Source organism: Pseudoalteromonas sp. 11L1 (genome assembly GCF_055397545.1).
Window position 1 is genome coordinate 3,174,441 of the sequence record NZ_AP041141.1, and the last position, 26,899, is coordinate 3,201,339.

The window sequence follows — 26,899 nt, forward strand, 5'->3', positions numbered from 1 at the left end:
TTTAGCATAACCTTACTGCTAATTTTTCATGAATTAAATAAAAACTTTATTATGAGTTATATTAATGTTTACTAATATAATTATGTAAAATCTCAATACTTTGTTAGGATTATAAGAAACTTAACCACCTTTAAGTGTGGGTTAAATACAAAGGTGGATGCATGAACGAAAAATCACAAAGTTGCGAAAAAGTATCTTGTAGCAACTGCGCTGATTCTAGCGAACTAGATTTTGACTTTACTATGGCATTTCAGCCTATTGTAAATTGTCAGAGCAACACTACTTATGGCTATGAAGCATTGGTTCGTGGTTTAAATAATGAGTCGGCTTTCTCTATTATTTCCCAAGTAAACGACGACAATCGCTATACCTTTGACCAACTATGTAGAATTAAAGCCATTGCACTTGCCTCTAAGCTAGGCATAAACACCATGCTAAGCATTAACTTTTTACCCAACGCTATTTATAAGCCTGAGCGCTGTATTCGTACAACCCTAGAAGCGGCTAAAAAGTACAACTTCCCTACAACTAATATTATGTTTGAATTTACTGAAGTTGAAAAAATAGAAGACAGCAGCCACGTTGAGCGGGTTGTAAGCTACTACCAAGAATTAGGCTTTAAAACAGCTACCGATGATTTTGGCTCAGGCTACTCTGGATTAAACTTACTAGCTGACTTTCAAACAGATATTATTAAACTCGATATGGCACTTATACGCGATATCGACAAAGACACAAAACGCCAAACTATTGTGCGTAACTGCTTAAATATGTTCAAAGAGCTAAACGTAATGGCACTGGCTGAGGGCATTGAAACAGTTGAAGAATATCACTGGCTAAAAAGTGTCGGCATTGAATTAATGCAAGGCTACTTGTTTGCCAAACCAGGCTTTGAGTGCTTACCAGACGTTAATTTTCAATAACATTTAGTTGTTATAAAAAAACCGCCATCAAGGCGGTTTTTTAGTTTTTGCTATTGGTTAATTACATATTACCCAGTTCTATCATCATTGCGGTGTACATACGTAAATTAAGTGCTAGTTGCTCAAGAGTAATAAATTCATGCTCTGAGTGACCTGTATAGCGTTTACCCGGCATTGATGGGCCAAACGATACGGCATTATCAAATAATTTAGCGTTAGTACCACCTCCAATAGAGACAAAATCTGCGCCTTGATCACCAGTAAAATGTTTAAAAATATCAAGTAACTTTTGTGCATGAGGTGCGTCATCAAGCAGCATAGGTGTGCCAATGGTAGTTTTAACATTGGCTAATGTTACTTTATTATCAGCTTGCCATTGGGTAAGCGCACTATTAATTTGCTGCTCTAGTAAGTCAGCCTCTTTACCCATAGGACGACGAGCATTAACCGCTAACGTTAGGTTATTACCGTCTCGTTCAATAACTGTGGGCGCTACCGTCATTGGCCCCATAAAGTCATGCTTATACGCAATATCACCAAATTGTTTGCCGTAAATATCTAGGCCAATTAGCTGATTTACAAATTTAATGAGCTGACCGTCGCTGTTGTTTTCAATCTCAACGGCTTTAAATAGTTCAGCCAAATAAGCAATGGCGTTAACACCTGACTCTGGCTCAGATGAGTGAGCCGACATGCCTTTAACACTAATTAAAGTCCCATCTATTTGATCATCAAAGGTAAACTCTACTCTCTTAAGTGCCTTAGCTGTTTGTTTTATTTGAGCTACTAATTCAGTACTCGCATTATGCAAAGTTAAGCTGGCATCTTCAGGGATTTGGCTAGCAAAGGCACCACCCGTTACATTGCTTACATACACATCGGTTTGTGGTGATGTTGCATCAAATGTTGGCGCAATTAAGCTCCAGCCTTTTTCAGCAACCACCACGGGATATGAGGCGTCAATTGTGACTGCATACTTTGGTTGCTCATAGGTTTTCATAAATTCGGTTAAAGGCCCCCAATCAGATTCCTCGGCCAAATAAACCATCAGCTCAATGCGGTTATCAAGGGTTATGCCTTTATCTTTTATGGCTTTCATCGCATATAAAGCGGTAGCTATAGCGCCTTTATCGTCTTCGGTACCTCGGCCAACTAATTTACCCGGCTCTGAGGTATCAATAATAAATGGGCTTTGTTTCCATTTACTGGCGTTTGCTGGTTGTACATCGCCGTGAGTCACTATGGTTACTTTTTCTTTTTGCTCACCCATGCCTATGAGTACGGTATAGCCTAAATCTTGGTAGTCAAAGCCCAGTTCAGCGGCTTTCATTTTTAATAATGCTTTAAAGCCTATAAAGTCGGGGTTTTGTGGTGCGCTGATCTCACTTTTATTAACCGTAGGAAACGATACTAAATTAGTAAGCGTATGCACCTGTGCATTTTGATAGTTATTAACTGCGTAATCGGCCACGCTTTCACTGTGTTTATTTAATTGTGCATGAGCGCTAAATGCACATAAGGCAATACTTGCTAAAGCTAGCTTGTTCAAAACAGATTCCATTTAATTAACAACAAAGAGCTCTAATTATAACCTCCTTGTAAAGTAACAAACAGCGCTTTGCGGCAGACCCACAAGCAAAGCTTATAATTTATCTAACAGCTTTGAACAAGATGCCTGTATAATGCGCAGCTCAAAATTACGGGGTTAATCATGAATCGCAGAAAAAAAATCGTTACTAAGTTTCAAAAGAAAGATAAGCGCGCTAATGCCAAGCTGCATAAAAGCAACAAACCGACTTATGTTTCAAAAGCAGAGCGCGCAAAGCTTGCTGAGCAAGATGCCGAACAAGCAATTGAGCACGGTGCTACCGAGGTAGTGCAAACAAGCGCTTAATCGTTATTGCGATAGGGTGAGAGGCTTAAATTGAGTGTTAAAAAGCTTAAAGTGAGCCAAATAACGAACCGCCACATAGCAAACTACCCCACTTGCCACAATCAATTCAAACGTTGCTAAATACTGTATTTGCTTAACAAACTGCAAATCAATTCCCACTGTATGCATCCATGCGGCGAGTTTAAATAACGCGGTAGCACCAATAACCATAGGGAAAGTAAAGGCAGCGTAACCTGGGCAAAATGGACGGCGCAGTAATTTAAAAAATGCGACGTAAATTATAAAGGTCATCAGTACCGCAATTCCAAATAACAAGCCAATAATAACCGGTGACGGCTCGCTGATAACTGTAAAGTAACCAGCTAACGATAAACTTGCTGGCGCCGCTAAAATAGCCAATGTAGGTTGTGCAGCATCAGGAATGTGCGCAGCAAAAATGATCCGGTAAATCATCATAGGCAACATAACTGCATACATCAGCATGCCAAAATAAAGCGCCCCTTGTGCTAAAAATAGCAGAGCCGGATTCCCTGAAAACGCGACATCGGCAACAATGATCCCAACCGGCGGTACAAACCAGCTTGGCACCATATGCTCAATTTTAAATTCAATCACGCGATGAGCAATAAAGCTTATTAAAAACACCAAATGCAATAAAAATGCACCAACCCAAAGCACATCTCCCGCAAGGGAGTAAAACTGCCCTAAAGAATTAGACACCACTAAAGTAGCCATAGCAAAAGTAGGCACCACACTTCCCACAACCGGATGGGCTAAATCGGCTTTAAGCAGCTGAGGATGTAATAAAAACTTAAGTGTTAACAATAGCAATAATACGCTCGCAATAGCGGCACCGGTATATTGTGCTACGCCATTTAGGTTAGCCATACTCTCCCAAGCCCAACCTAGGCTGGCAATACCTAATGCCAAACCGCCCATTGGTGTTGGTGCACCAGATACTTTTGTTTTTATATGTTTAAACATCTCTATTCCACCCTGTGGTTGTAACTTACAGAGAAGTTTACGCTTGCATTTTGTTAAGTTAAATCTAATTATATAGAACACACGTTCAGGCAAACTAAACATAGCATAATGAATATTTCACTTAAGCAACTTAAAGTATTTGTCGGCATAACCCAGCACAGCACCCTTACAGCAGCGTCTGAATCATTGTTTCTATCTAAAGCGGCGGTGAGTATGGCGCTTAGCGAACTTGAAAAGCAGTTAGGCCATCCATTATTTGATCGTGTAAATAATCGGTTATTATTAAATCAAGAAGGGCAAAAACTACTGCCCCTTGCTGATGAACTATTAAATCGGGCAAACACTATCGACACCTTGTTTTTAGACAACGCCCCTGCCAGCGGAACTTTAAAAATTGGTGCCAGCGACACGATTGGTAATCATGTATTACCTGCTTTACTAAGCAAATTTAGAGCACAGCGACAGCATTATTCACAACAAATACTGATTTCCAATTCGACGCTTATTTGTCAAAAACTTATAGATTACGAGCTCGATATAGCACTTATTGAGGGCCAAGCCCATCAAAGCGATTTAGTCTCTAATGTGTTTAGCCATGACGCCATGTGTATTATTGCCCCAATAAACCACCCATTGGCTGCAAAAAAGCAACTTAGCTTTAACGACTTTAATCGTAGCCAATGGGTATTAAGAGAACCTGGTTCAGGCTCGCGTTCCTTCTTTTTACATAGCCTTGCGCCACAAATTAAAAATTGGACGCAAAGCGTAGAGCTCAATACCACAGAAGCGCTTATAAACTGTGTAGCAAATGGCTTAGGGTTAGGATGTTTATCATCACTTGCTGCGCAATATGCCCTAAAAGATGGCCGTGTTACACAGCTTAATTTAAACCACCCCATGCAAAGGCAGTTTTGGTTAGTGATGCATAAAGACAAGTACAAAAACCCGCTGTTAAAGCAGTTTATAGAATTTTGTCACAAGCAGTAATGTATGTATTTCGAATGCAAAAAAATAAACATTTGATAAGTAAGTTGTTTTAATTGGTTAAATTCGTTTTAATAAAAGTAGAGTAAACGCAGAGCAGTCTATGGGCAGTCTAAAATTGCTAATATAACAAAAACTTACATAATAAAAAGCAGTAACTAACAATACAGATAAAGAGGTTAAATTGCAGCCAAAATCACAAACACTTTTTCATTTTACTAAGAATTTAGAATTCCTAAAAGATATTTTAAAGACTGGCTTTTGGCCAAGGTATTGTTTAGAAGATATGAAATGGTATACCGGTTCTGAATCACAATCAGCATACCCTATAGTATGTTTTTGTGATATTCCCCTATCTAGAGTTGATGAACATGTTAACTTTTATGGCAGATTTGGGATTGGCGTAACAAAGGACTGGGCAAGAAAAAATGGCTTATCTCCAGTATTGTATATCAATGAAAACACAAATCAGCACCTAGCACTTAAAAACCTTTTTGGTCAAAACTTAAAAGGAGCACCCTACTATAAAAACTCTTCGGTTGATATTAATACGATAATGACTCATATAAAACCTACTGAAGGGGTAATGTTCATTAACGAGCAATTCATACAAAAAGAATTTTATCAAGAAAACGAATGGAGATACTCTGTTGTGGGGGATGAAAATATAACTAAAATAAAACCGTTCATTTATGAAAAAGATTATAAAGATAGATATACACTTGAACAGCTTAATGAAAAATCTAAGGTTTCGTACAGTTTAAAAATTTCACCATCCGATATAAAGTATCTTTTTGTTAATTCAGATTCCGATATTCCTGATGTTATTAACTTTATTCAAACTGAGCTTGACCATTATCCTAGCGCAGAGATTAAAATATTAATGTCTAGAGTCATATCATTAGAAACTATAAGTAGAGATATGTAATCTAATACACATCAACCGACTGATTCGATTAATCTGAATAAAATCTTATAGCTTTTACCTGCTTACGCTCTCACTTTAAAACGCGTAACTGATGGCCAAACCAAACACAAAGCGCTCAAAATACATACTGAAAATTTTAGATGGGTGTTTTTTGTTTTATCATTCTGCTAGGATTACCTTTTAATGGAACATTAAATTTGTTAAGGGATATAGCATGGTAAAAATAGATTCAATCAATATCACTCCTCTAGAGCAATCATATCAAGTAGAAGGCAATCTGGAAGCATTTTGGAAAAGTAGACTTGATAAAAAAGATCCAGTAGCCCGTATTGGTTATGCTCTATGGGTATCAGATACGAAGAAACTAAAAAATGAAATAACGAAGGGTGATCCTAAATTTTGGAACTTTAAGGGATTCTCATACTGGGAGTTAATGGCTAGATCCACTGTAGTAAACTTAGCTATCGGTTTAAATAAAGGAGGTTTCAGAGGTAGTATAAAAGAGACAAGGGAGAAAATAAAAGAAGTTGGAAATGAAGTTGCTAGGTTACATATTCTTTTTGTAAAAAGAGATTACAGGAATAAAACTGGTTCCATACCAGGAAAATTAAGCTTAAGACAAATGGCTGATTATCATAAACTAGCATTTAAGCGCTTTAATATACCTGAACATTTTTATGGAGGTACTTGGCTTGAGTCAGTAGCTGATGAAAAAGAGTTTAAGATATATGGCCATTTATATTGCCATGACTGTGATACAAATACAGGTTATCAAGCACAATGAAAAAAGCAGTTTTAGTCCTAACTTTACTCATGACAGGCTGTAATGAGAATAATTCTGAAACAAAATGGCAAGATAGATGCTTTCCTAATGAGTACCTTTCAGATGCAAGTTTTATTAATTCAAATAAGGGTGACAATGCATTTGATAAGGAATTATCAAAGGCTCCGATTTTGTTCTTCTCAGCTAATTATGTTGTTCAACATATAAAAGAGTTTCAGCCCGTTGACTATCAAAATGATAAAAGCTCATTGAATAACTTTATATCGGTTAACCTGCTGCCTCATCGAAAGCTAGAGCGTAATGTTAATGCTAATTTTTTTGATACATTCTCTGATGCTAAAGATCTGTATATTCCTGTTGAACATGAAAAATATAGTTTCACTTTATATACTAAATCAGAAAATGCTTTTTTGTATTGGGGTAGCTGTGAATATAGCGCGGTGAATAAGTATAGCTGCTTTAGAGATATAGAGTTCGAAAATATGAACATTAGCTATTTAGTTAATCAAGATAATATTTCAATCCATAAAAAGATTGATGACTTTATTATTGAGCATTTAAATAAGTGGCAATGTGAATAATAGTTTTAAATATTATTCACATTCGTTTCAAATCGCTTGATTATTCAATACACGCTCTTAGAAAAATAGTAATAAACTGTCTGATTCGATTAACCAAAAATCGAATCAGACGGCTCATACTAACTTACTATCTCATCTTAAAACGCGTAACTCATAGCTAAATTTATAGAGCGCCCCTGCCCTGCCAATTGGTTAAAGCCCTGCGACATATCTTGTTTAAACTCAGCAATACTTACGCCACCAAGTGGTAATTGATAATACTCATCAAGCAGATTGGTAATATCAACACTTACGGTAAGTGCATCCCAACTGGCTTTTGAGCTTAAATTAAGTAAATGGTACTGCTCAGTTTGGTTTTCTAGGCGGTTGCTATCTACGCGAGTTTTACTTTCGACCCACTGCCACGTGAGTGCGTTTTCAAAGCGGCCAACTTGCTGGTTAATGGCAAATTGGCTTTGCAGCGGCTTAATTTGATAAAGCGGCTGATTGGTATCATCGCGCTTACCACGGGTGTTGCTAATATTCGCTTTTAACGACCAGTTACCATAGTGCTTAGACTCGTGCAGTGCTAAAACCGCATCTATCTTTACGCCATAAAGCGTAGCACCTACGTTATTAAACATAAGTACATTACGGGTATTGCCAGCAAGCGCTGTGCGGTTAAAGCTTCTTACTATGTTGGCATCAATATAGTCATTCACGTCGCTCACCCAGGCGTTAGCACTTATACGCCAGCTGTCATCTTTTGCCATGCGGGTGTACGTGCTGCTAAGCGTGTGTGCGGTTTCTGGTTTAAGGTTTATATTACCAATATAGCCGTTGCCATCGCCGTACCATCCAATCATGGTGGTGGCCATATTACCTACGCCCCAGCTGTAGCGTTCGTATAAATTAGGCGCACGATTTTTACGGGCTAAGCCAATTTGTAGTTCGTCGTTATTGCTTAGTTGATAATTAATCAGCACGTTTGCATCAACTAAATTATCTGTTTGTTTTTTACTTTGGTTATTAAACTTTTTAGCCGCCATTGCATCACTTGGCATCGCCATGGCCATTGCATTCATTGCAGCCATGCCTGCATTATATGCTTGCACATCATCAGTGTTGGTCATTACATTTTCAAATCGAATGCCTGCATTTAACCACCAGCGAGTATTTAGTTGGCTTTCATATTCTCCAAGCAAAGCAATACGCTGACGCCGGCCATTATTAATATTTTTATAGTCATTTGGTCCCATCATCATTGAGCCCTCAACTGCAGGCCACCAGTCATCTAATTTCATGTGGTGATACTCTTGCGCGAGTAGTAACTGGCTGTTGTTATCAAGCGCTAGTCGCCATTTTAACTGGGTGCTTATATCCTCAGCATCAGTTTTCATGGGCATTTTTCCGGTTTTTTCTGCGCTAAAAAACCCCATTTCATGCTTTACGTTATGCCAATTTAACTGCGCTTCAAGCTCACTGCTTGTAAAAGCACGCTGATACTGGGCAACAGCGCCATAGCTGGTGTTATCTGTCATATCCATATATTGATTAGCAAAGCCTTGATAGGGTATTTTTTGATGGCTTAGCTTAACCACTAATTGTTGCTTTTCATCTCGCATAGCAGCACTTAAACTATGGTTTTGCGCGCGGTATAGGGTATCGAGCACTAAATCGCCGTTACCATCTTCATAGCTGTTAGCATCGCTAAACGCACCTTGATAATTAAAACTGAGTACATCGCTGGCAATGCGCATACCTGCGCCGATCTTTTTGGCGTTATCAAGGGTGTTGTACTGGGCTGACACATAACCTGAATGCCATGCAAGTTCGCTGTTTTCACTGTACTGAGGTGAAATAGAATTAACAGCAATCACACCTGCAATATTATCGCCTCCCGCGCTTACTGGAGAAACACCTGCAACTACTTTGTAGCTACTAATTTGATTGGCCGAAATATAAGACAGTGGCGGGTTCATTTGGTTAGCACAGGCGGCGGTGATTTGCGCCCCATCAACCAGTACCGCCACTCTATCGCCCATTAAACCATTTAAAACAGGTAAATTGGCCATGCCACCAGCGGCAGAAAAGTCCACTCCTAAATCGGTTAATAACGATTCAGATGAGCCTAATGATAGATGTTTATTTTGTGCTTGGCCGTGCACTTCAATCACTTCAATTGAGGTGTCATCTGCAAAAGCAACTGGCGATAATACGCTACTTATAACAAGCGCTAAAGGGGATAATAAATAAGGGGTTAAAGAATTTTTTTTATCAGTCATTATTGATTTACCACAAAATTTTTGTGGGTAAATTATACGTGCTGTAGCAATCTAAAAAGCGCGACATATTGTCGCACTTTGTTAATTTTTAACCCTGTTCGTCGTCAAAAATATCTTCTATTTTTAACTCAAACAACCTTGCTGCCTTAAAGGCCAGTGGCAAGCTGGGATCAAACTTACCTTTTTCAATCGCATTAATAGTTTGGCGAGAAACATCTAGCAGCTCGGCCAACCTTGCTTGGGTGTAGTTATGCTCGGCTCTTAATACCTTTAATCGGTTTTTCATTCATCACCTGCACAATAGTGTTTGTTAAGTACATACACGCTAATTAAATACACTGCTCCCATTAAAAACATTAAATCGGGTATCTGTGCTTTAAAATCAATTAAGCCACTCAATTGCAAATTAGTGTACGCAAGCCCACCTACCAATATTGCACCTAGGGTAAACCCCATGGCACTGAGATGTATTTTTTGCATCAGCTCATCCATCCCCTGTAAGTAACGTTTGTTAGCCAAAATCATTACAATGCCGGCTATTACATTTACAACTATAAAAAAGCCGCTAATTATCTCGGCGCGATCCCAAATTAATGTCGGGCCAAAGCTACATAACGCTAAGGTGAGTAACCAAATCAAGGTACATTTAACCAAGTAGCTAGTATTTTTAATTTGGCGTTGTTTTAAATTTAATTCTGTTTTCATTGCTTTAATCCTATTTAAAAAGTAATGTTTACTTTACAAATATCATTCATACCATACAAAAAGTCAAGTTTACATTACTAAAAACTAATTAAGCTATACTTTAAATTCAATTTTATCGCCGCTGTTTTTACATAAATTATAGAGTCTCAGACCATTATTTATTAAGAACGAAAAAAAGCCGCTATGCGGCTCTTTTTAAGGTTAATTTATATGATCATTACACGTCAATCGACGCCATATCAATAACAAAACGGTAGCGCACATCTGAGCGTTCCATGTGCTCATAAGCGGTGTTAATTTCATCTATATTGATCATTTCACACTCAGGTAATACATTGTGCTCACCACAAAAATCGAGCATTTGCTGTGTTTCTGCAATGCCACCAATTAAGGATCCTGCCACTCGACGACGACCCATTAACAATGGCACTGTGTTTAGCTCATCAACAGGGCCTACTTGGCCAACAATCACTAACGTGCCATCAATATCAAGTAGCGGTGTATACAGTGATAGGTCGTGCTTTACCGGTATAGTATCAATGATCACATCAAACGCTGATTGCGCATCTTTCATTTCATCATCGTTGTTCGACACTAAATAGTGCTGTGCACCTAGCTCGATAGCATCTTCTTTTTTAGATTCAGTGCGGCCAATAACCGTAACCGTTGCACCCATTGCCACGGCATTTTTAACCGCCATATGGCCAAGCCCTCCAAGGCCGACAACTGCAACACGGCTGCCTTTTTTAACACCCCATTTATGCAGCGGTGAGTAAGTAGTAATGCCAGCACACAATAAAGGCGCAACGCGAGATAGCTCTAAATTTTTAGGTACTGAAAGCACAAATTCTTCACGCACCACTACATGCTTAGAGTAGCCACCTTGAGTCATTTCACCATTTATTCTGTCTTTGCCACTGTAAGTGCCAACCATGCCTTCACGACAAAATTGCTCTTCGTGATTATGACATTGGTCGCAGCTTTGACATGAGTCAACCATACAGCCTACAGCAACGGTATCGCCTTGCTGATATTTAGTAACATCGCTACCAACCGAAATTACTTTACCAACAATTTCGTGCCCTGGTACTAATGGGTAGTTACTGCCACCCCAATCGTTTCGCACTGCGTGTAAGTCTGAATGACAGACACCACAATATAAAATCTCTATTGCTACATCGTTATTTCGTAAATCGCGGCGCTCAAAAGAAAACTCTGTAAGTTCAGAACCTTGGCTTTTTGCTGCATATCCGACTGTTTTCATAATAACTCCATAGTTTATTAAAATTTATAACTCACACAGTATGCATTATCAGCTCTGAACATGAACTGACGTAGCAACTGCAAAAAACCCAGCATAATGCTGGGCTATTTTTATCAATTACTGCACCACAACGGCGTTTAACTCGTCAATCAACGTTTTAATACGCTGGGCATTTTTGCCTAAATCGCTTTTACCAATGCGAGATTTACTGCGTATGTCTACCACACGCTTACTGCCTTTGTCGTTAATACGCACCACAACATCATCTTTAAAGCCAAACCAAGTTGTGGTGTCTGTGGCTTCAACAATGCCATTATTAACATCGCTATTAACCAGTTCCCAACCAAGGTTTTCCATGGCTTTTGTTGTAGCTGCCACTAATTCTTCTAGTTGCGTTTGGTTGTACTCGAGCGATTTTAGTTCTGGGTATGCTTTTCGTTGTTGCGCTGCCGTTTCTTCTCCCGCGTATGCAACAGGATTAGGTGCATCAGCACGCAAAGGCACAACCGCAACAAACTCAGGAGGGTTAATTAAATCGGTAGAAATATCATGAATTGGCGGAACACTTTTTGCTGTATTCATCATGTTAAGCGGCATTGCAATAGCAACTGCTGCAAAAATAACAGTGATCAGTGCACTGGCTAAGCTCACTGTTTTACGCATAAATAGCACTTGAACTAATAATAAGGCTAATGCTGCTCCACCGACATACACACCTAATCTAAAACCGGCAAAAGCAGTGCCTAGTTCAACGATATTAAATTTATAAAGGGGTCCCGGTAGTACCACCATTAAAAAAGCGATAAGCCCAACTAAGCTCACTAAATATTTCATTGCCTACTCCGTTATTGTTATATGGTTATTGTTTTTTAAACAGCTTTATACTGTTAACACTCCAATTTAGATTACTATGACTGATAAGTATCTATAAAGTCATAATTTATTACCCTTTTAAAATAGATAACTTGACTCCTTGGTAAAAATCAACAAACTACGGGGGTAAAATTATCAGGGTATTATTATTTATGAAAACAGAGATTAGTTACCGATTTGAGTCATCACAAGTGGCTAACCGCTTTTTACACGAATTAAAAGATTGGCCAGTCAATGACGTAAAAACACGTCTTTTTAATGGCGGCGACAGCGTTAAAGTAAGCTACGAATATGATGAAAGCGGATTTGATTATACCGTTGCCGAACTTGATGATTTAGCCGAGCAACACGGCGGACAAGAAGTGTCGAGTTAAGATACTAATACCTAAGCTCAATAGCCACAACACACTTTGTAGCCATGCCTATATTGTAAACTTCAAGCTTACAAAGTTATGTAGTAATAGGTATTACACAACGTATTAAAGACCCCTTACCCACTTCACTTTCAACCTCTATAGTGCCATTGTGCTCTTTAAGTACATTGTAAACTATAGCCATTCCCATACCTGTGCCTTGGCCTACGGGTTTAGTGGTAAAGAAAGGATCGAACATTTGTTTAAGTGTATCAGCGTCCATCCCACAGCCGTTATCTGCCACTTCTATGTAAATATTGTTTTTATCGGCAAACAGCTTAACTATTATTTTTCCTTGCTGATCGCGCAAATCGTCGCAGGCGTGTTTGGCATTAATTAATAAGTTTACAAAGACTTGTTTCATCGATGATATATTACACTGTGTTAGGGGTAACTTTTCAATGTGTAACTCTATAGCACATGCTCCCAGCTGGTTTTCGAGTAGCTTTAGCGTGCCATTTAATGATTCTGTAATATCTGCCATTGTTGTTACGTTGTCTTTTAGGCTCGCAAAGTCGACAAGATTACTAACAATATGAGCGATACGCTCTAATCCCTCTTGGGTATCATCAACTAAGTCATCAATATCATCCACAATAAAGCTTAAGTCGTTCTCTCGGTTGAGCTGAACTAAAATAGACTCTAACTGCGTTACTGAAATCGATTTATCTACAAATTGTTGAGCCGCCGTCATTAACGAAACCAACACGGGCTTTATAAATTTTATACTGGCTACATTACTGGTTATGTAAGCAAGCGGGTTATTTATTTCGTGAGCCATGCCAGCAGAGAGTGTCCCTAACGTGGCCATTTTCTCACTTTGCATTAAGGTTATTTGTTGGTTTTTGACCGTTTCGAGCTTTTCTTCCAGCTCTTGATTAGCAATAAACAACGCCCGTGTTTTGTCTTCTAGTAGGGTTTCTAATTGATCTCTAGCTGATTTTTCGCGCAGATACGCTTTTTTATAATTGTAGTCGTCTTCAGCCATGGGGAGTCTCATATTTTATTTCAATTAAACACGAATCAAACCCATCATGCATGCACTGGGCATGATTAAGTTTAGCATCAACCCCATAATGAGCCGCAGCACCAAAAATAAGCCCTTCGGCGCACATACAAAGCTGTCGCTTAGAGTTGTAACGCATTAAAATAAACCCGTCTTCAATAATTTGGGCGTCAATTTCAGGTAAATTAGGCTCATGATAAAGCTTAGCTACTTCAACATGAATTACTTTATCAATACTAATAATGAGATCAGCAAAACTATTAAAGCTGTCTACTATAGCTGGGTGACGTGCCTTTAAGTGAGAAAATAAATACTCTCCAAAGGCCTTTAATACCTCTGGCATAGACATAGAAAGTGCAGTTGCTACATCTTGTGCCAAACCAACTATTTCCTCATCTGGATAACTTTCTGCAGAAATATAAACACGACCTTCAGGTGCATTTTTTTCAAGTAAGTCGTCCCATACAGCCATGCCACATTTTTCAATAACCAGTGCCTCAAGCCCTCTAAAGATAACGCCTTTCATGCATGTTCCCTCTATTATCACTTTTAGATTGTTAGCTGTGTCTTCAATTAGTTACAAACGCTCGCTACCTTACGGCTCATATGTACACTAGCGTAGTAAGTCTTACTCTGTAAAATGTCAGCATTAAAGTAATAGTAGTTTAGTCGCTTGTAAAACGCCCAAAAAAGTTCGTTATTTGCATGGTCAACGTTTAACACTAAGTAAAGTTAAGAAAGCGTGATCACATTCTGCTTTTTACTCTATTAGTGGCAACGCTATTGGCTGGATCGTCTGGCCAAAAATGTTTGGGGTAGCGCCCTTTCATCTCTTTTTGTACCTCGCGGTAACTACTATTCCAAAAATGTGCTAAGTCTTGAGTTAACTGTAGTGAACGCTTGCCTGGAGATAACAACTCCATTAGCAGTGTTAATTTACCGTTAGCTAACATAGGCGTGCTGGTTAAACCATATACTTCTTGCATGCGCACACTAAGCTTGGCAGGTCCATCAAGTTGGTATTCAATTTTTATGTTAGAGCCACTTGGTACTGTTAGCCGCAGTGGGAGTAAAGATTTTAGCTCGCTTTGCTGTTGCCAATTAAAACTGTTTTGTAGTGCCTCAAAATAATTAAACTTTTTAAGTTGCTCAAGGGTTTTAATATCTTCAAGGTATACCCCTAACCAATCACCTGCTGTTTCAATGAGCTGCTGCTGATTAATAACAGGAAACTGTTCTGGTATCAATTTGCTGGCTAGGCACATTCTAATAAGTAGTTGCTCACTTTCTTTTTGCTCGTTAAACAGTGAAAAGCCCTGTTTGGCAAACAAACTAAGCCATGCCTTGGCCCGCTCTGTTTTATCAAGCTTATGTTTACTTGGTTGGCTACTAAGGGTAATTTCCCCAAGTTTTACTTCATCTTGATGAATAAACCGAGCGGCTTTTTCATCAAACTCGCAGCGAGTCAACTCAGTGAATAAATGCGGTAAATACTCTTTAAGTGCTAATGGATTTAGCGCCGTGGCCGCAAAAATACGCCCGCCTTTATGTCCGCCCATACTGGCAATAGCTATATATTCGTCATTATGCCAATAATCAGGGTTTAGTTCAGCCCCTGCACCATTTGCTAATAAGTAGCCATTACCACGTTTTTTAGCAATCCGATCTGGATAGGCAAGCGACACTAATAAGCTTAAATGTTCAGTGTTTAAATCTGTACGACTGTCGGTAAATTTTAAGCGTTTTAACCAATAATTTAATTGCTGCTTAAACACCGGATGTGGTCGTTGTTGTTGACTATGCAGTGCTAGGTTGAGCTCATTGGCAGTGCTAACTCGGCTTTCTAGTAAGGCCACTAAATAAATAGCTAAGCGATAAATCCCACTTAACTGTGGTTCTAACATTTGCGCTTTTAATAACATATGCGCTAAGCGAATATCGGCACCAAAGCCCAACATTTTACTACCCAGCGTGGTGAGCTTACCGTTACTATCTATGGCTTCAAGCATAGATAATAAATTAGTAGCTTGGCTGGATTGTTGCTCACTCGGCGGGTCAAGTAAGGTGAGTTCACTAATACTTGCGCCCCACTGCTTCGCCTCAAGCATCAGTTGGCTAATATCTGAGGTAAGAATATCAGGGTTATCGTGGCTGTTTCGTCTTTCAAAAGTTTGTTTGGAACCTAACCGATACACAACCCCTGGTTCTATTCGTCCTGCACGCCCTGCGCGTTGTACTGCCGATGAACGCGATATACTTTGCGTAGTGAGCTCAGTGACACCGGTTTTTAAATTAAAGCTGGCTGCACGGCGCTTGCCGCTATCAACAACAATTCTAATACCTTCAATGGTTAAACTTGTTTCGGCAACATTGGTCGTTAATACTACTTTTCTCATCCCTTGAGGCGCAGGTAAAATTGCTGCTTGTTGATTGGCTTTATCTTGTTCGCCAAATAATGTGGCAACAATACAATTACTGGGCAAGTCGATCAACGCTTGCTGCACTCGCAGTATTTCACGCTGGCCGGGTAAAAATACCAGCGCACTGCCTGTTTGCTCATTGAGTGCTTGTTTTATTATTGGTGGAATAGCATCAAGCCAGCGGCTTTCATCTTTTATTGGGCAATATATTTCGTCAATGGGGTAACTTCGCCCGTTTGATTGAATTACTGGGCAATTAAAAAACCCAGTGTAGCGTTCGCTATCAAGGGTGGCCGACATCAACATAATGGTTAAATCTTCACGCAGTGCCGCTTGCGATTCTAAAGCAAAAGCCAGTGCGGTATCTGCTGCGATGGAACGCTCATGAAACTCATCAAAAATAAGTAAATCAACATCACTAAGCTCAGGATCATTTTGTAACATGCGCGTAAGCATGCCTTCGGTAACTATTTCAAGGCGAGTTTGTGTGCTGACTTTACTTTCACCTCGCACCCGTAAACCGACACTTTGCCCTAGCGTTTCATTTTGGCAGTGCGCTAAATAGTTAGCAATATTTCTTGCAGCCAAGCGCCGCGGCTCTAACATGACGATGTGCTTATAATGCCCATCGCGCATAAGCTGTAATGGCAACCATGTTGATTTACCAGCACCAGGCGGCGCTTGCAGTAAGGTGATTGGGTTGGCTTTTAAAGCATCAATGAGTGAAGTATATATTTCTTGAACCGGCAGCACGCTATTTACCCTAAATTACTTTGCCGCCATTGTAGCAAAAATTAGCAGTTATTTATGCAGAGTACGACTATGTGCTTGGCTGATCATTTCATCTAACGTTTTAGCCTCTTGCTGCTGCGCTTTATTTTGATCAGCACGATGCCTATTACTCACTATCCCTTCTATGCCTTTGGTGAAGCTCATTTGCTTAAAACAAGCTTGCTGCTGACGTAATTCATCTTGCTGTGAATCATCAATGCGCGCTTGTTGCTGCGTCGATAAGCCAGACAAAATACGCTTCATCCCTGATAAATTTTGTAAGCTCAGCGCCGAGCTCATTTGCTGGTTTTTATCCATACTGTTTATGTGCTGCTGAAGCTGCGATAAGCGTTGCTGCTCTAGGTTACTTCTTTGTTGCAACTGAGTTTGCTCGGCCAGCATTTTATCTAATTTTTGTTGTTGTAATCCTAAAAATTTATTAAGCATTCAGTTTACCCATCACTGCATTTAATTGAGTTATTGACTGTGAAAAATCCACTTGTTCGTTCAACCCTTGGCATAGAAATGATTCGATTTGTGGGTACAAATTTACCGCACTATCGAGTTCCGGATCTTTACCTGCTTGATACGCCCCTAAAGGAATAAGCTCATGCACTTGCATATAGCGGCTATAAAGCTTTTTCAATTTATAACAAAAACTTAGCTGCTCATCACTTACTATATTTGGCATTACTCGGCTAATCGATGAACCAATATTAATCGCCGGATAGTGGCCCTTTTCTGCTAAGGTGCGATCCAATACTATATGGCCATCAAGAATTGCTCGGGCATTATCGGCTATTGGATCTTGTTGATCATCGCCTTCAGCTAATACTGTATAAATGGCGGTCATGCTGCCTTTACTTTTTTCACTATTACCGGAACTCTCAACCAGCTGGGTTAATTTACTAAATACCGATGGCGGGTATCCTTTGGATGCAGGCAGCTCACCTACCGATAAGCCAATTTCTCGCTGTGCTTGCGCATAGCGGGTTAATGAGTCCATCAACAGCAATACATTTGAATTTTTATCTCTAAAATAGGCCGCCAATTTATGGCTAAGCTCGGCCGCTTTAATACGCAATAAGGGAGAATCGTCTGCTGGCGATGCTATTACAATGGCTTTTTTTAAGCCTTCTTTACCAAGGCTTTGCTCAATAAAATCTTTTACCTCCCAACCACGCTCACCGACAAGGCTTACAATAACCACATCGGCAGAGGTAAAGCGGGTCATCATGCCAAGCAACTTACTTTTACCTACACCCGAACCTGCAAATAGCCCTAAACGCTGGCCTTTTCCCACACTAAATAAGCTATTAATGGCGCGAATACCCACATCTAACGGCTCGATAACGCCTTTGCGCTCCAGCGGCGTTAAAGAATAATCGTTACCCAATTTACTGACGCTTTTTGTGCTGTCTTGTTCAAGTGGGCCTAAGTTATCAATCGGCTGCATTTGCGCATCGAGCACACGCCCTAATAACTTTTCAGAAATAGCCACATGAGTGTTTTTTATAACTGGCCTAACGCGTCCACCTGAATATAAATTTTGTATTTTTTTCAGGGGCATTAAATAGGCTTCATCTTGATTAAAGCCTACGACTTCAGCGTCATACCAGTGACCATCAACACTTTCTACTTGGTATTTTTCACCCATAGCAAATTGCCCACCGGTAGCGGTAAGCGTTAAACCATTTACTCGCGTTAAGCGGCCATAACTTTTAACTAATTCAGGCGGGGTTAGCGCTTTCAGCGCAGACTTTAAGCAAGTATGAAGTGGGTTAGTCATGCGGTTGCGCTTTTAAAATTTCAGGTATCACTTCATCCAAAAGGCTTTGTAATCGCTCTGAAAAAGAAAATCGATGTGTTTGTTGCTCTGCCACCAGTTCAACGTCTCCACTGATCAGAGCCTCATCAAAGTAAGTCGGCACCGAAAACTCAGCTAAACGTGCATCATCGAAACAGTGACGATCAGCCCCTGAGAACATAATTTTTGTTACTACATCGCGATTGCTAAGCAAGTTAATGGCTTTTTCAATAAGCTGCGCGCGTATTTCGGGGCGTACTTTTAGCTCGCAGTCAATAACGTGCTCAGCCAAGGTACTTATCATTAAGGCAAGGTCTTGTTTAAACTCATCATTAAAGTTAAGTAGCTCATTATTAGCTTTATCAAATAAAGTGTTAAAACGTTCAATAAGCTGTGTTTTTTGCGCTTCAAGACGTTCAGCAACCCGTAGCTCTATTTGTTGCTCCATTTGCTGCTCTAACTCACTTTGCTTATCGGCTGCCCCCTGCGCAAGACCTTTTTCAAAGCCCTGCTGTAAACCAACACGCTGAGCAGCATCTAAACGCTCTTGCAGCGTTTGATGTTGCTCATTTTTATTTAAAGTGGGAAACCTAAATACTTGACTCATAGTTAGCCTGCGGTCTCTTCTTCAAATAAACGATATTCAATATCACCTTGTTTGCTCATGTCTCTTACTATCGACATAATTTCTTTTCTGGCGGCAATCACTTTGCTCAGTGGTTGCGCGCTTAAACCATCAATTTGTTGTTGGTACACCTGCGCTAAACGTTTAGGTAATGCACCTAAAACACGCGCTAAAAACTCACTGTTTACACCCTTTAACGACATCGTCCATAACTCATCTGGAATGTCATTAAGCAACAAGGTTAATGTCTCGTCTGTTTGCTTAATTAAGCCATCAAAGTCGTACATTTTCTCTTGTATTTCATCAGCTACGTTAGTGTTATGTTTTTTCATTAGTTCGATAATTTGGCTCTTATTACCGTTGTAACGATTCATAATTTCTACCGCTTTATCGACACCATTTACTTGTGCACCTACTTGGCGGCCAACAAATTCAATACACGATTCAAGCGTTAAACGCACATCATCAATAACGTGTTCGCTCACTTCACGAAGGCTGGCAATACGATACAGTAAATCATCATGCTTCGATTCTGGAAACAGTACAATAATAGCTGAGGCTTGCTCTGGGGGTAAAAAGGCCAAAAACAGCGCCTGCATTTGCACATGTTCCTGATCTAAAAAACGTACTATAAGCTCTGGCGGGATCCACTCTAAACGACGTAAATCGTCATTCATTGCACCACCATAAATATCATCAAGCATAGTTTTGGCAAGCTTACGGCCGACAGCTTTATCAAGTGCTCGCTCTAAATACACACGCGACGCGCCATTGACACCACTTTCATTGCGGTAGCAATCAAAAAATTCACTCAAGGTGCCTGCAACATCCTGTTGAGTAACGTTTGAAATTTTAGCCATGCGCTCAGAAATAGCCTGTACTTCACGGCGGCCTAATTTACGAATAACACTGGCGGCATTTTCCTCGCCCATACTTAGCAATAAAATAGCGGCGCGATCTAACGCCGGTAATTGTGAGCCTTTATCAAGCTTTTCTTGATTCAATTTCAACTCCTTGTTCTACCCAATATTTTATTACCGACGTGACACGCTCGGTTTCTTTATTAGCAAGTAACTGCATGTGCGCTATTTGTTCTTCAAAGTCATTGCCTATTTGCGGTAACGACATATTTTGATGTTCGCTTTCGCCTTCTTTGGCGGTTAAGTTTTCTATTTGCGATTTAGCATTAATGGCGTCATCAAGCGGACTGCTTTGTCTTTCTGTTGCAGAGGCTGATTTAACTTCATTATCAGCGGTTGCCATGGCGTTGTTTGCTTCGCTACTTTTACCTTTTATCAAGTGATTAACTAAAGGACGCACACCAAATAAAATCAGTAATAAACTAATTAAAGTACCCACAATATAACGAGCATACTCTTTAAGCTCGGGCATTTGCCACCACTCAAGGCCTTCACCCGGTGCTAAAATCTTTTGCTCTACAAAGGCAAAGCTAGTGATGTTAAATTGGTCGCCGCGTGCGTCGTTAAACCCCGTGGCTTTTTTTACCATTTCACCTAATGAAGCCAGCTTTGCTTCGCTCCAGCCATCAGCTGTTCCAGCTACTTGCTCATTAATAAGTACTGATAAGCTCATGTTTTTAATACGGCCTACTTCAAATTGGGTGTGAGTCACTGAGCGACCATTTTCAAACTGTCGCTTACTCTCACTTCGTTGTGAAGTACGCTCGTTGTTTTCATCTTCAGCTTGTTCATTAGGCACAGGTGGCTCATTAGCTAAAGAGCCAGGAATGCCCGCCGCCAGTTGATCTAAGGTGCTATCTGATTTAATAAACTCTTGGGTTAATACATTTTGTGGATCAACCATTTCGCGTGTTTCTTCTACCACGCTAAAATCAACATCACTAGAAACCTGAATTCTAAAATTACCTTCACCCAAAATTGGCAACAACATTATAGAGGCGCGTTGCTCTATATTGCGCTCAACTTTTTCAATAAAGGCGAGCTTTTTATCGGTTTCTTTGCCTACTGGGGTGGTATCAAATAAGTCGCCGCTGAGTAATTTACCACGCTGATCCACCACCGACACAGAACGAGAATCAAGCCCAGGCACACTGCCAATAATCAGTGCAATAATGGCTTCCACTTGCTCTGGTTTAAGCTCATGCCCTGGCGCTAAATCAACCATCACAGACGCTGCGGTTTTTTGCTCAGTACGACCAACAAACAAGCTACGCTTAGGGACTGCCAAGTGCACGCGCGCATTACGTATGCCTTGCATGTTAATAATGGTGCGTGCCAACTCACCTTCTAAGGCATGCTGGTATTGCATAGATTCGATAAATTGACTGGTGCCCATAGACACTTTGTCGCTAATATTCTCAATACCCTCAGGCATAGAGGCTTTTATTCCTCTAGCCGCAAGCGTGATTCGCGCATCAGCCAGTTTTTCTTGTGGCACTAAAATATTACCGCTGTCGGTATCAATGCGGAACGTGATTTGTTCTTTATCTAAAATTTCTAAAATATTGGCTTTATCATAGCTTTCTTGATTACCGTAAAGCGGTACGTAGTTTTTAGCCGAGGTCCATAAAATAAGGACTATGGTCGCCGCCACTAAGGTGGCTAACAATGCAATAGTTGCAACACTTCTGTCACCTGAGTTGCCGAAGTTTAATTTGTTTGAGAGATTAACCACTCTTTCTTTTAGGTTACTCTCATTTTGCTCAGGTACTTTTGCTAATTCTCCTTTCATATCAGCCTCTACAGTGACATGCGCATGACATCATCAATGCCATTGAGCACTTTATTGCGCATTTCCATCAGCATAGAAAAACTAAGCCCCGCTTTTTGACTAGCGATCATTGCGCCTACCACATCTTCACTTTCACCAGTATCAACGGCTTTAACCATCTCACCGGCGATATTTTGTTGGGCGTTGATAGAGCGAATAACATGCTTAAAATCTTCACTAATATTTACATTTTGATTACTGATAGCAGCCGGCTCTATGCTCTCTGGACCTGCAATTTTTTGCATGTCCATCATTTTGCCCAGCATCATTTGTTGACTTTCAATTGGCGACATTCTTTTTTTCCTTCAAATTATGCAATTGCATCAATATCAATACCGCATTCACGCATAGCGGCAATTTTGTATCTTAATGCTCGGGTAGTTACGCCAAGCGCCTGTGCAGTTTGGGTGCGATGCCCTTTAAATCGACTCAATAAACTGTATATATAATCAAACTCCGCCTGCTTTTTATTCTCTTTTAACTGAGAAGCACAGAAATCGACTGCCGCTGGTGAGCATGCTGGTAAATTTAAATCTTCAACCTGAATTTCAACGCCTCTGGCCATCACTAAAGCTCGTTGGATTACGTTTTCAATTTCTCGTACATTGCCCGGCCAGTTGTAACAAAGCATCACATCTTCGGCTTGCTTGCTAATATGAAACTCAGAGTTGCCGTATTTTTTTATAAAGTGATGAGCCAATGGGATGATGTCATCAACACGATCCCGAAGTGCAGGCCAACTAAGCGGTAATACATCTAGTCGATAAAATAAATCTTCACGAAATGTGCCTTGCTCAACTTGTTCACGCAATACGCGGTTAGAGGCGGCAATAATGCGTATGTCTAAATTTATTTTTTGATGACTGCCGAGTCTTTCAACTTCTCGCTCTTGTAATACTCGCAGTAATTTAGCTTGTAAATCCAATGGCAGCTCAGTAATTTCATCAAGTAAAATAGTGCCGCCATTGGCCAGCTCAAATTTACCTGGCTGAGCATTCACCGCGCCGGTAAACGCGCCTTTATTAAAACCAAATAACATGGCTTCAAGCATATTTTCAGGAATAGCGGCACAGTTAACCGCAATAAATGGCTTATCTCTACGCTCTGAAGCTTTATGAATAAAGTGCGCTAACTTCTCTTTACCTGTTCCCGATTCGCCGGTGATCAACACCCCTGCGGCGGTTTGAGCTGCGCGATTAGCCAAACGAAGTACTTGCTGTGACTTAGTTGAAGCAGCGATTAAATCTTCAAACCCATGCTTCATTGAATCAGTGTTTCTGATTGTTTTTTTAAGCTGTTCTGCAAAGAAAGGTTTTAATAAATAATCAACTGCGCCACCGGCATTAATTGTTTTTGAAGCAATTTCACTTTGTGAAGAATCGACTAACGTCACAATTTGCGAAGTGGGGCATGTCTTACGCAGTAATTTTACTAATTCAACCAGTTCGAGCTGTTGAGTATCTGCATCAACAAACACAAGCTCTGGCTTACTGGTAAGGCAGTGACTAACCGCATCGCTGATGGAGTTTGTATGCAGAAACTTAAAGTTTTCGGCAAATACAACCTGCTGAATTTCAGACGTTGGCTGTTGTTCACTGATCCATAAAAGGTATCTTTGACTCATATTATTCCTTTGCGGTGCAATTAACTTGAGTGTCGGAAAAGACGAACTAAAACACGGCGATTAGACGATGCGCCCTGCTCTGAATTTTTTATAATGGGATAACGTTGACCATGCGCTCTTACTTCTAACATGTCTTTTGGTAAACCAAATTCAATGAGTCTGGCAGCAACGTCATCTGCTCTTTCTTTTGAAAGCAGCCGATTTGATAGCGGCGAGCCCGTATTATCCGTGTGGCCATCAACCAGTACTTTACTTACACGGCTGTCTAAAGAGATGTAACGCACTAAATCTTTTAAAAATTTAAGATCTTTAGCCGTTGTTACTGTGCGCTGCCCACTAGCAAACTGTAATTGATGGTCGCGTGCTTGCTCCCAAGAAAGCGGAGATAAACTAGCTAAACACTGCTGATAATCTGCAACTATTTTATCGCTATGGGTATTAGTAAAGGTAAGGCGAAGTTGTTCATCACCAAAGTTTATAATACTGTCTAACCAACCGCCCTGCTTAATAACGCGAAGTAATGGGGTCATATCTGCAGAAAATTGTATTTCATTGTCTTTAATATCTTTAGACATAAAGTTTAACGGCGTGAGAACTGTATTTGCTGGCTGCCAATCGGCTTTACGAGAGAGAACATGCAAACTTTTTATCGGTTTATCTTGTAAAAGCCAAGTAAATACAAGTTGTTGCTGTTGTGCAGGTACTGATTTCACTTCAAGTAGCGCATAATTATCAAAGCGCTGCTTGAGAGAGCAAGCAAACGGGTTGCTACTGACTGACCAGGTGGAGTTTTCGTAGCTTTGCACCAGATTTTGCTCTGATGCGTGCCCCTGCGGCAACACAAACACAGCACAGGGCAATGCAAATTTAATAAGCTGAGTTAATCTATTCATGTATATTCCGTATAAAGTTAAATAGAACAATTAAGTTTTTTAAATCAATAGCGAAATACAACAAATACAAACACAGTATTAATGAATATCACTAAGTTAATGTAACCCCACGATCGTAGCGATTGCCTTAGACTGGAAGCTTTGCGTCCTATGCTTTCGCATAGTTTGCCGTTTAATTTACTTATGCATTATTTTAAACCAACATAAAAACTAGTAATTATGTACAATAAAAACAGTAGACTATAGCTAAATATCACTAAATGCAAACATTACTCTATAAAATTCATAGTCAATTCATTTTACACTACATTTACAACTATTTATCCTAACGAACCGAGTATATCTACGCGGATAGTATCTGGAATTTCATTATAAGAAAGAACGACTAAGCTGCCTTTAGTAAAAGTTTTAGCATAACGTGCCAGCAGCGGTCTTAGCTGTGGAACCACAATTAATGTTGGTGTTACACCTCTTGATTTCATGTCTTCGACTATCATCGGCATGGTGCGTTGAAATTGCCCCAGTAAATTAGGATCTACCGCAAAACTATCTAGTACTACTTTGCCCGCCTGCATGGCTTGATCAAGTGAGCTTTGTAAAGTGCTTTCTAGCTTTTCATCTAGGCTGTAAGCACTGAGTTCATCACGATTACCCATCACCTGTTTTACCAATACTTTTTGCAGTGCACAGCGTACGTCTGAAACCAGCAAAATCGGATCTTTAGTTACCTCTACGCTGTCTATTAATGTGCCGGCAATAGTGACTATGTCTTTAATACTTATGTGTTCTTTTAGTAGTAAACGAATCACTTTTAGCTGTAAATTAGTCGGTAATGCTTTTTCGAAGGTTTCGGCTAAGCTAGGTGAGATTTCTTTTAGCCGTTCATTTAGCTTTTGTACGTCTTCATAACTAAATAACTCATCTAAATGTTCTTTGATCACTTTGCCGGTATGAGTAGCAATAATGGTGCCTAAATCAACCACAGAGTAACCCATATTTAATGCTTGGGTTTTGCTGTCATCTTTTATCCAAACGGCCTCAAGCCCATAAGCAGGATCAGTGGTTAATTCACCATCTAAGCTGCCGTATACATCACCGGTATTTAACGCGAGTAACTCTTTGGCGTTTACATTAGCACTTGCAACAGGCACACCGGCTAAGTTTACTTTGTATTCTTGTGGATTTAATTTTAGGTTATCTTTTATTCTGATCTCCGGTAATAAAAATCCAAGTTGCTCAGAAAGATTTTTACGCACACCTCTTAAGGTTTTTACCAGCTCTTCCCCTTTGTCTTTATCGGCCAAATAAACCAAGCGAAAGCCAAGCTCAACCGACAACTTATCAACATGAGAAATATCTCCCCATTCTAAGTTAGCCTGTTGCTCACTTAAAATGGTGTCGGTCATTTGTTCGGCTTCAATTAAAGAGTTATCGGGGAGAGAGCGTTGTAATCGCCAAGCAACATAAAATAATGGCGCGGCAAACCCTAAAAAGGCGACAGTGGGCATACCTGGCACAATACCAAGCGTAACCATAATTAATGCAGCAGTAAAAATAACACGCGGAGAGGCAAGTAACTGCTTACCTACTGCTTCACTTACATCGCCTTCATCGTTCATACGCGTAACAATAATTGCCGCAGCAACCGCGAGTAATAACGAAGGAATTTGCGCAACTAAGCCATCACCTATAGTTAACAGCGCAAAACGTTGGAACGCTTCGGCTAAACTTAAACCATGTTGGAAAGCACCTATTGATACACCGCCCAACAGGTTGATCACTAATATAATTAAACCGGCAATGGCATCACCGCGCACAAACTTAGAGGCGCCATCCATAGAGCCATAAAAATCGGCCTCTTGGGCTATAGTACTGCGTCGCTCTTTTGCTTGCTCAGGGCCAATTAATCCGGCATTTAAATCCGCATCAATTGCCATTTGTTTACCGGGCATGGCATCTAGAGTAAAGCGTGCAGCCACCTCAGAAATACGCTCACCGCCTTTGGTAATAACCACAAAGTTAATCACCATTAAAATAACAAACACCACAATACCAACGACGTAGTTACCGCCTATAACCACTTCACCAAAGGCCTGAATAACGCGACCTGCCACATCTGAGCCTTCATGGCCATGCAGTAATACCACACGTGTTGAAGCAATGTTTAGGGTTAAACGCATCAAGGTGGCGACTAGCAAAATAGTCGGAAATACAGAAAAATCGAGCGGTTTTTTAGTCGATACAGCGACTAACAATACAATCACCGACAATACAATGTTGAAGGTAAATAATGCATCTAATAACCATCCTGGTAATGGCAAAATAACCATCGACAAAACAGCTAACAGCAAAATAGGAATAGCGGTATAAGGTTGAGTAAAACTGCGCCAGTTCAAATTATAACT

26 protein-coding genes and 1 riboswitch are annotated in these 26,899 nt (G+C 40.1%); of the genes, 7 read left to right on the forward strand and 19 right to left on the reverse strand.

Annotated features, from left to right (window positions below; all coding sequences use genetic code 11):
- The first annotated feature begins 161 nt into the window (after positions 1–161).
- Entirely contained in the window at positions 162–923 is a 762-nt protein-coding gene (locus tag ACZ5WS_RS14800; RefSeq protein ID WP_138607612.1) for an EAL domain-containing protein, read from the forward strand.
- 61 nt (positions 924–984) lie between these two features.
- Here the strand turns inward: ACZ5WS_RS14800 and ACZ5WS_RS14805 are convergent, their stop codons facing one another.
- Positions 985–2,472, reverse strand: coding sequence for a dipeptidase (locus ACZ5WS_RS14805; RefSeq protein WP_198522284.1), 1,488 nt, complete (start codon positions 2,470–2,472; stop codon positions 985–987).
- 162 nt (positions 2,473–2,634) lie between these two features.
- Between ACZ5WS_RS14805 and ACZ5WS_RS14810 the strand changes: the two genes are divergently transcribed.
- The gene (locus ACZ5WS_RS14810; protein ID WP_178955460.1) at positions 2,635–2,817 is read left to right on the forward strand and encodes a DUF2986 domain-containing protein; all 183 of its coding nucleotides are present in this window, start codon (positions 2,635–2,637) and stop codon (positions 2,815–2,817) included.
- Positions 2,818–2,820: 3 nt separating this feature from the next.
- On the opposite strand, the gene ACZ5WS_RS14815 is transcribed toward ACZ5WS_RS14810, so the two are convergent.
- Positions 2,821–3,801: a TDT family transporter gene (locus ACZ5WS_RS14815; RefSeq protein ID WP_138607608.1), complete on the reverse strand. Its 981-nt coding sequence runs from the start codon at positions 3,799–3,801 to the stop codon at positions 2,821–2,823.
- A gap of 108 nt (positions 3,802–3,909) precedes the next feature.
- On the opposite strand from ACZ5WS_RS14815, the gene ACZ5WS_RS14820 reads away from it, so the two are divergent.
- From ACZ5WS_RS14820 to ACZ5WS_RS14835, 4 genes are all read left to right on the forward strand, one after another.
- On the forward strand, positions 3,910–4,788 hold the full coding sequence (locus ACZ5WS_RS14820) for a LysR family transcriptional regulator (protein WP_464709524.1): 879 nt from the start codon (positions 3,910–3,912) through the stop codon (positions 4,786–4,788).
- A gap of 181 nt (positions 4,789–4,969) precedes the next feature.
- Positions 4,970–5,713: an abortive infection system antitoxin AbiGi family protein gene (locus ACZ5WS_RS14825; RefSeq protein WP_109875571.1), complete on the forward strand. Its 744-nt coding sequence runs from the start codon at positions 4,970–4,972 to the stop codon at positions 5,711–5,713.
- A gap of 214 nt (positions 5,714–5,927) precedes the next feature.
- Entirely contained in the window at positions 5,928–6,497 is a 570-nt protein-coding gene (locus ACZ5WS_RS14830; protein ID WP_464709529.1) for a hypothetical protein, read from the forward strand.
- The gene (locus ACZ5WS_RS14835; RefSeq protein ID WP_109875572.1) at positions 6,494–7,078 is read left to right on the forward strand and encodes a hypothetical protein; all 585 of its coding nucleotides are present in this window, start codon (positions 6,494–6,496) and stop codon (positions 7,076–7,078) included. The genes ACZ5WS_RS14830 and ACZ5WS_RS14835 overlap by 4 nt, the downstream gene beginning before the upstream one ends.
- 137 nt (positions 7,079–7,215) lie before the next feature.
- Here the strand turns inward: ACZ5WS_RS14835 and ACZ5WS_RS14840 are convergent, their stop codons facing one another.
- The 5 genes from ACZ5WS_RS14840 to ACZ5WS_RS14860 all read right to left on the reverse strand — a co-directional run bounded on the left by ACZ5WS_RS14840 (position 7,216) and on the right by ACZ5WS_RS14860 (position 12,145).
- The gene (locus tag ACZ5WS_RS14840) at positions 7,216–9,342 is read right to left on the reverse strand and encodes a TonB-dependent receptor plug domain-containing protein (protein ID WP_464709531.1); all 2,127 of its coding nucleotides are present in this window, start codon (positions 9,340–9,342) and stop codon (positions 7,216–7,218) included.
- Positions 9,343–9,430: 88 nt separating this feature from the next.
- Positions 9,431–9,628 (reverse strand): helix-turn-helix transcriptional regulator, encoded by a 198-nt coding sequence (locus tag ACZ5WS_RS14845; protein WP_008108814.1) that lies wholly within the window; start codon positions 9,626–9,628, stop codon positions 9,431–9,433.
- Positions 9,625–10,047, reverse strand: a complete 423-nt coding sequence (locus ACZ5WS_RS14850) for a hypothetical protein (protein ID WP_010391213.1) — start codon at positions 10,045–10,047, stop codon at positions 9,625–9,627. The genes ACZ5WS_RS14845 and ACZ5WS_RS14850 overlap by 4 nt, the downstream gene beginning before the upstream one ends.
- A 217-nt stretch (positions 10,048–10,264) precedes the next feature.
- Positions 10,265–11,311 carry an NAD(P)-dependent alcohol dehydrogenase gene (locus tag ACZ5WS_RS14855; protein WP_464709534.1) on the reverse strand — a complete coding sequence of 349 codons (1,047 nt, stop codon included), beginning with the start codon at positions 11,309–11,311 and terminating at the stop codon, positions 10,265–10,267.
- A 117-nt stretch (positions 11,312–11,428) separates the two neighbouring features.
- A complete protein-coding gene (locus tag ACZ5WS_RS14860; protein WP_464709537.1) occupies positions 11,429–12,145 on the reverse strand; it encodes a DUF1499 domain-containing protein in 717 nt (238 codons plus the stop codon).
- 191 nt (positions 12,146–12,336) lie between these two features.
- On the opposite strand from ACZ5WS_RS14860, the gene ACZ5WS_RS14865 reads away from it, so the two are divergent.
- Positions 12,337–12,558, forward strand: coding sequence for a hypothetical protein (locus tag ACZ5WS_RS14865; protein ID WP_008108632.1), 222 nt, complete (start codon positions 12,337–12,339; stop codon positions 12,556–12,558).
- Between the two features lie 76 nt (positions 12,559–12,634).
- Here the strand turns inward: ACZ5WS_RS14865 and ACZ5WS_RS14870 are convergent, their stop codons facing one another.
- The 12 genes from ACZ5WS_RS14870 to flhA all read right to left on the reverse strand — a co-directional run bounded on the left by ACZ5WS_RS14870 (position 12,635) and on the right by flhA (position 26,890).
- On the reverse strand, positions 12,635–13,585 hold the full coding sequence (locus tag ACZ5WS_RS14870; protein ID WP_464709541.1) for a sensor histidine kinase: 951 nt from the start codon (positions 13,583–13,585) through the stop codon (positions 12,635–12,637).
- On the reverse strand, positions 13,578–14,129 hold the full coding sequence (locus ACZ5WS_RS14875; RefSeq protein WP_138607598.1) for a heme NO-binding domain-containing protein: 552 nt from the start codon (positions 14,127–14,129) through the stop codon (positions 13,578–13,580). The genes ACZ5WS_RS14870 and ACZ5WS_RS14875 overlap by 8 nt, the downstream gene beginning before the upstream one ends.
- A gap of 220 nt (positions 14,130–14,349) precedes the next feature.
- Positions 14,350–16,776, reverse strand: coding sequence for an ATP-dependent helicase HrpB (gene hrpB / locus ACZ5WS_RS14880; protein ID WP_464709543.1), 2,427 nt, complete (start codon positions 16,774–16,776; stop codon positions 14,350–14,352).
- A 48-nt stretch (positions 16,777–16,824) separates the two neighbouring features.
- On the reverse strand, positions 16,825–17,241 hold the full coding sequence (locus ACZ5WS_RS14885; RefSeq protein ID WP_010391201.1) for a hypothetical protein: 417 nt from the start codon (positions 17,239–17,241) through the stop codon (positions 16,825–16,827).
- Positions 17,234–18,583, reverse strand: a complete 1,350-nt coding sequence (locus tag ACZ5WS_RS14890; RefSeq protein ID WP_464709545.1) for a FliI/YscN family ATPase — start codon at positions 18,581–18,583, stop codon at positions 17,234–17,236. Before ACZ5WS_RS14890 ends, ACZ5WS_RS14885 begins: the two co-directional genes overlap by 8 nt.
- Positions 18,576–19,208 carry a FliH/SctL family protein gene (locus ACZ5WS_RS14895; RefSeq protein WP_464709547.1) on the reverse strand — a complete coding sequence of 211 codons (633 nt, stop codon included), beginning with the start codon at positions 19,206–19,208 and terminating at the stop codon, positions 18,576–18,578. Before ACZ5WS_RS14895 ends, ACZ5WS_RS14890 begins: the two co-directional genes overlap by 8 nt.
- Before the next feature lie 2 nt (positions 19,209–19,210).
- Positions 19,211–20,230 (reverse strand): FliG C-terminal domain-containing protein, encoded by a 1,020-nt coding sequence (locus tag ACZ5WS_RS14900; RefSeq protein ID WP_010391197.1) that lies wholly within the window; start codon positions 20,228–20,230, stop codon positions 19,211–19,213.
- Positions 20,211–21,938, reverse strand: coding sequence for a flagellar basal-body MS-ring/collar protein FliF (gene fliF / locus ACZ5WS_RS14905; RefSeq protein ID WP_178955436.1), 1,728 nt, complete (start codon positions 21,936–21,938; stop codon positions 20,211–20,213). Before fliF ends, ACZ5WS_RS14900 begins: the two co-directional genes overlap by 20 nt.
- Before the next feature lie 8 nt (positions 21,939–21,946).
- On the reverse strand, positions 21,947–22,270 hold the full coding sequence (locus ACZ5WS_RS14910; RefSeq protein ID WP_010391195.1) for a flagellar hook-basal body complex protein FliE: 324 nt from the start codon (positions 22,268–22,270) through the stop codon (positions 21,947–21,949).
- 17 nt (positions 22,271–22,287) lie between these two features.
- The gene (locus ACZ5WS_RS14915; protein ID WP_464709552.1) at positions 22,288–23,601 is read right to left on the reverse strand and encodes a sigma 54-interacting transcriptional regulator; all 1,314 of its coding nucleotides are present in this window, start codon (positions 23,599–23,601) and stop codon (positions 22,288–22,290) included.
- Between the two features lie 20 nt (positions 23,602–23,621).
- Positions 23,622–24,494: a MotY family protein gene (locus tag ACZ5WS_RS14920; protein ID WP_464709555.1), complete on the reverse strand. Its 873-nt coding sequence runs from the start codon at positions 24,492–24,494 to the stop codon at positions 23,622–23,624.
- Between the two features lie 97 nt (positions 24,495–24,591).
- A riboswitch (cyclic di-GMP riboswitch) is annotated at positions 24,592–24,674 on the reverse strand.
- 140 nt (positions 24,675–24,814) lie between these two features.
- Positions 24,815–26,890 carry a flagellar biosynthesis protein FlhA gene (gene flhA / locus ACZ5WS_RS14925; protein WP_010391191.1) on the reverse strand — a complete coding sequence of 692 codons (2,076 nt, stop codon included), beginning with the start codon at positions 26,888–26,890 and terminating at the stop codon, positions 24,815–24,817.
- Positions 26,891–26,899: the final 9 nt, after the last annotated feature.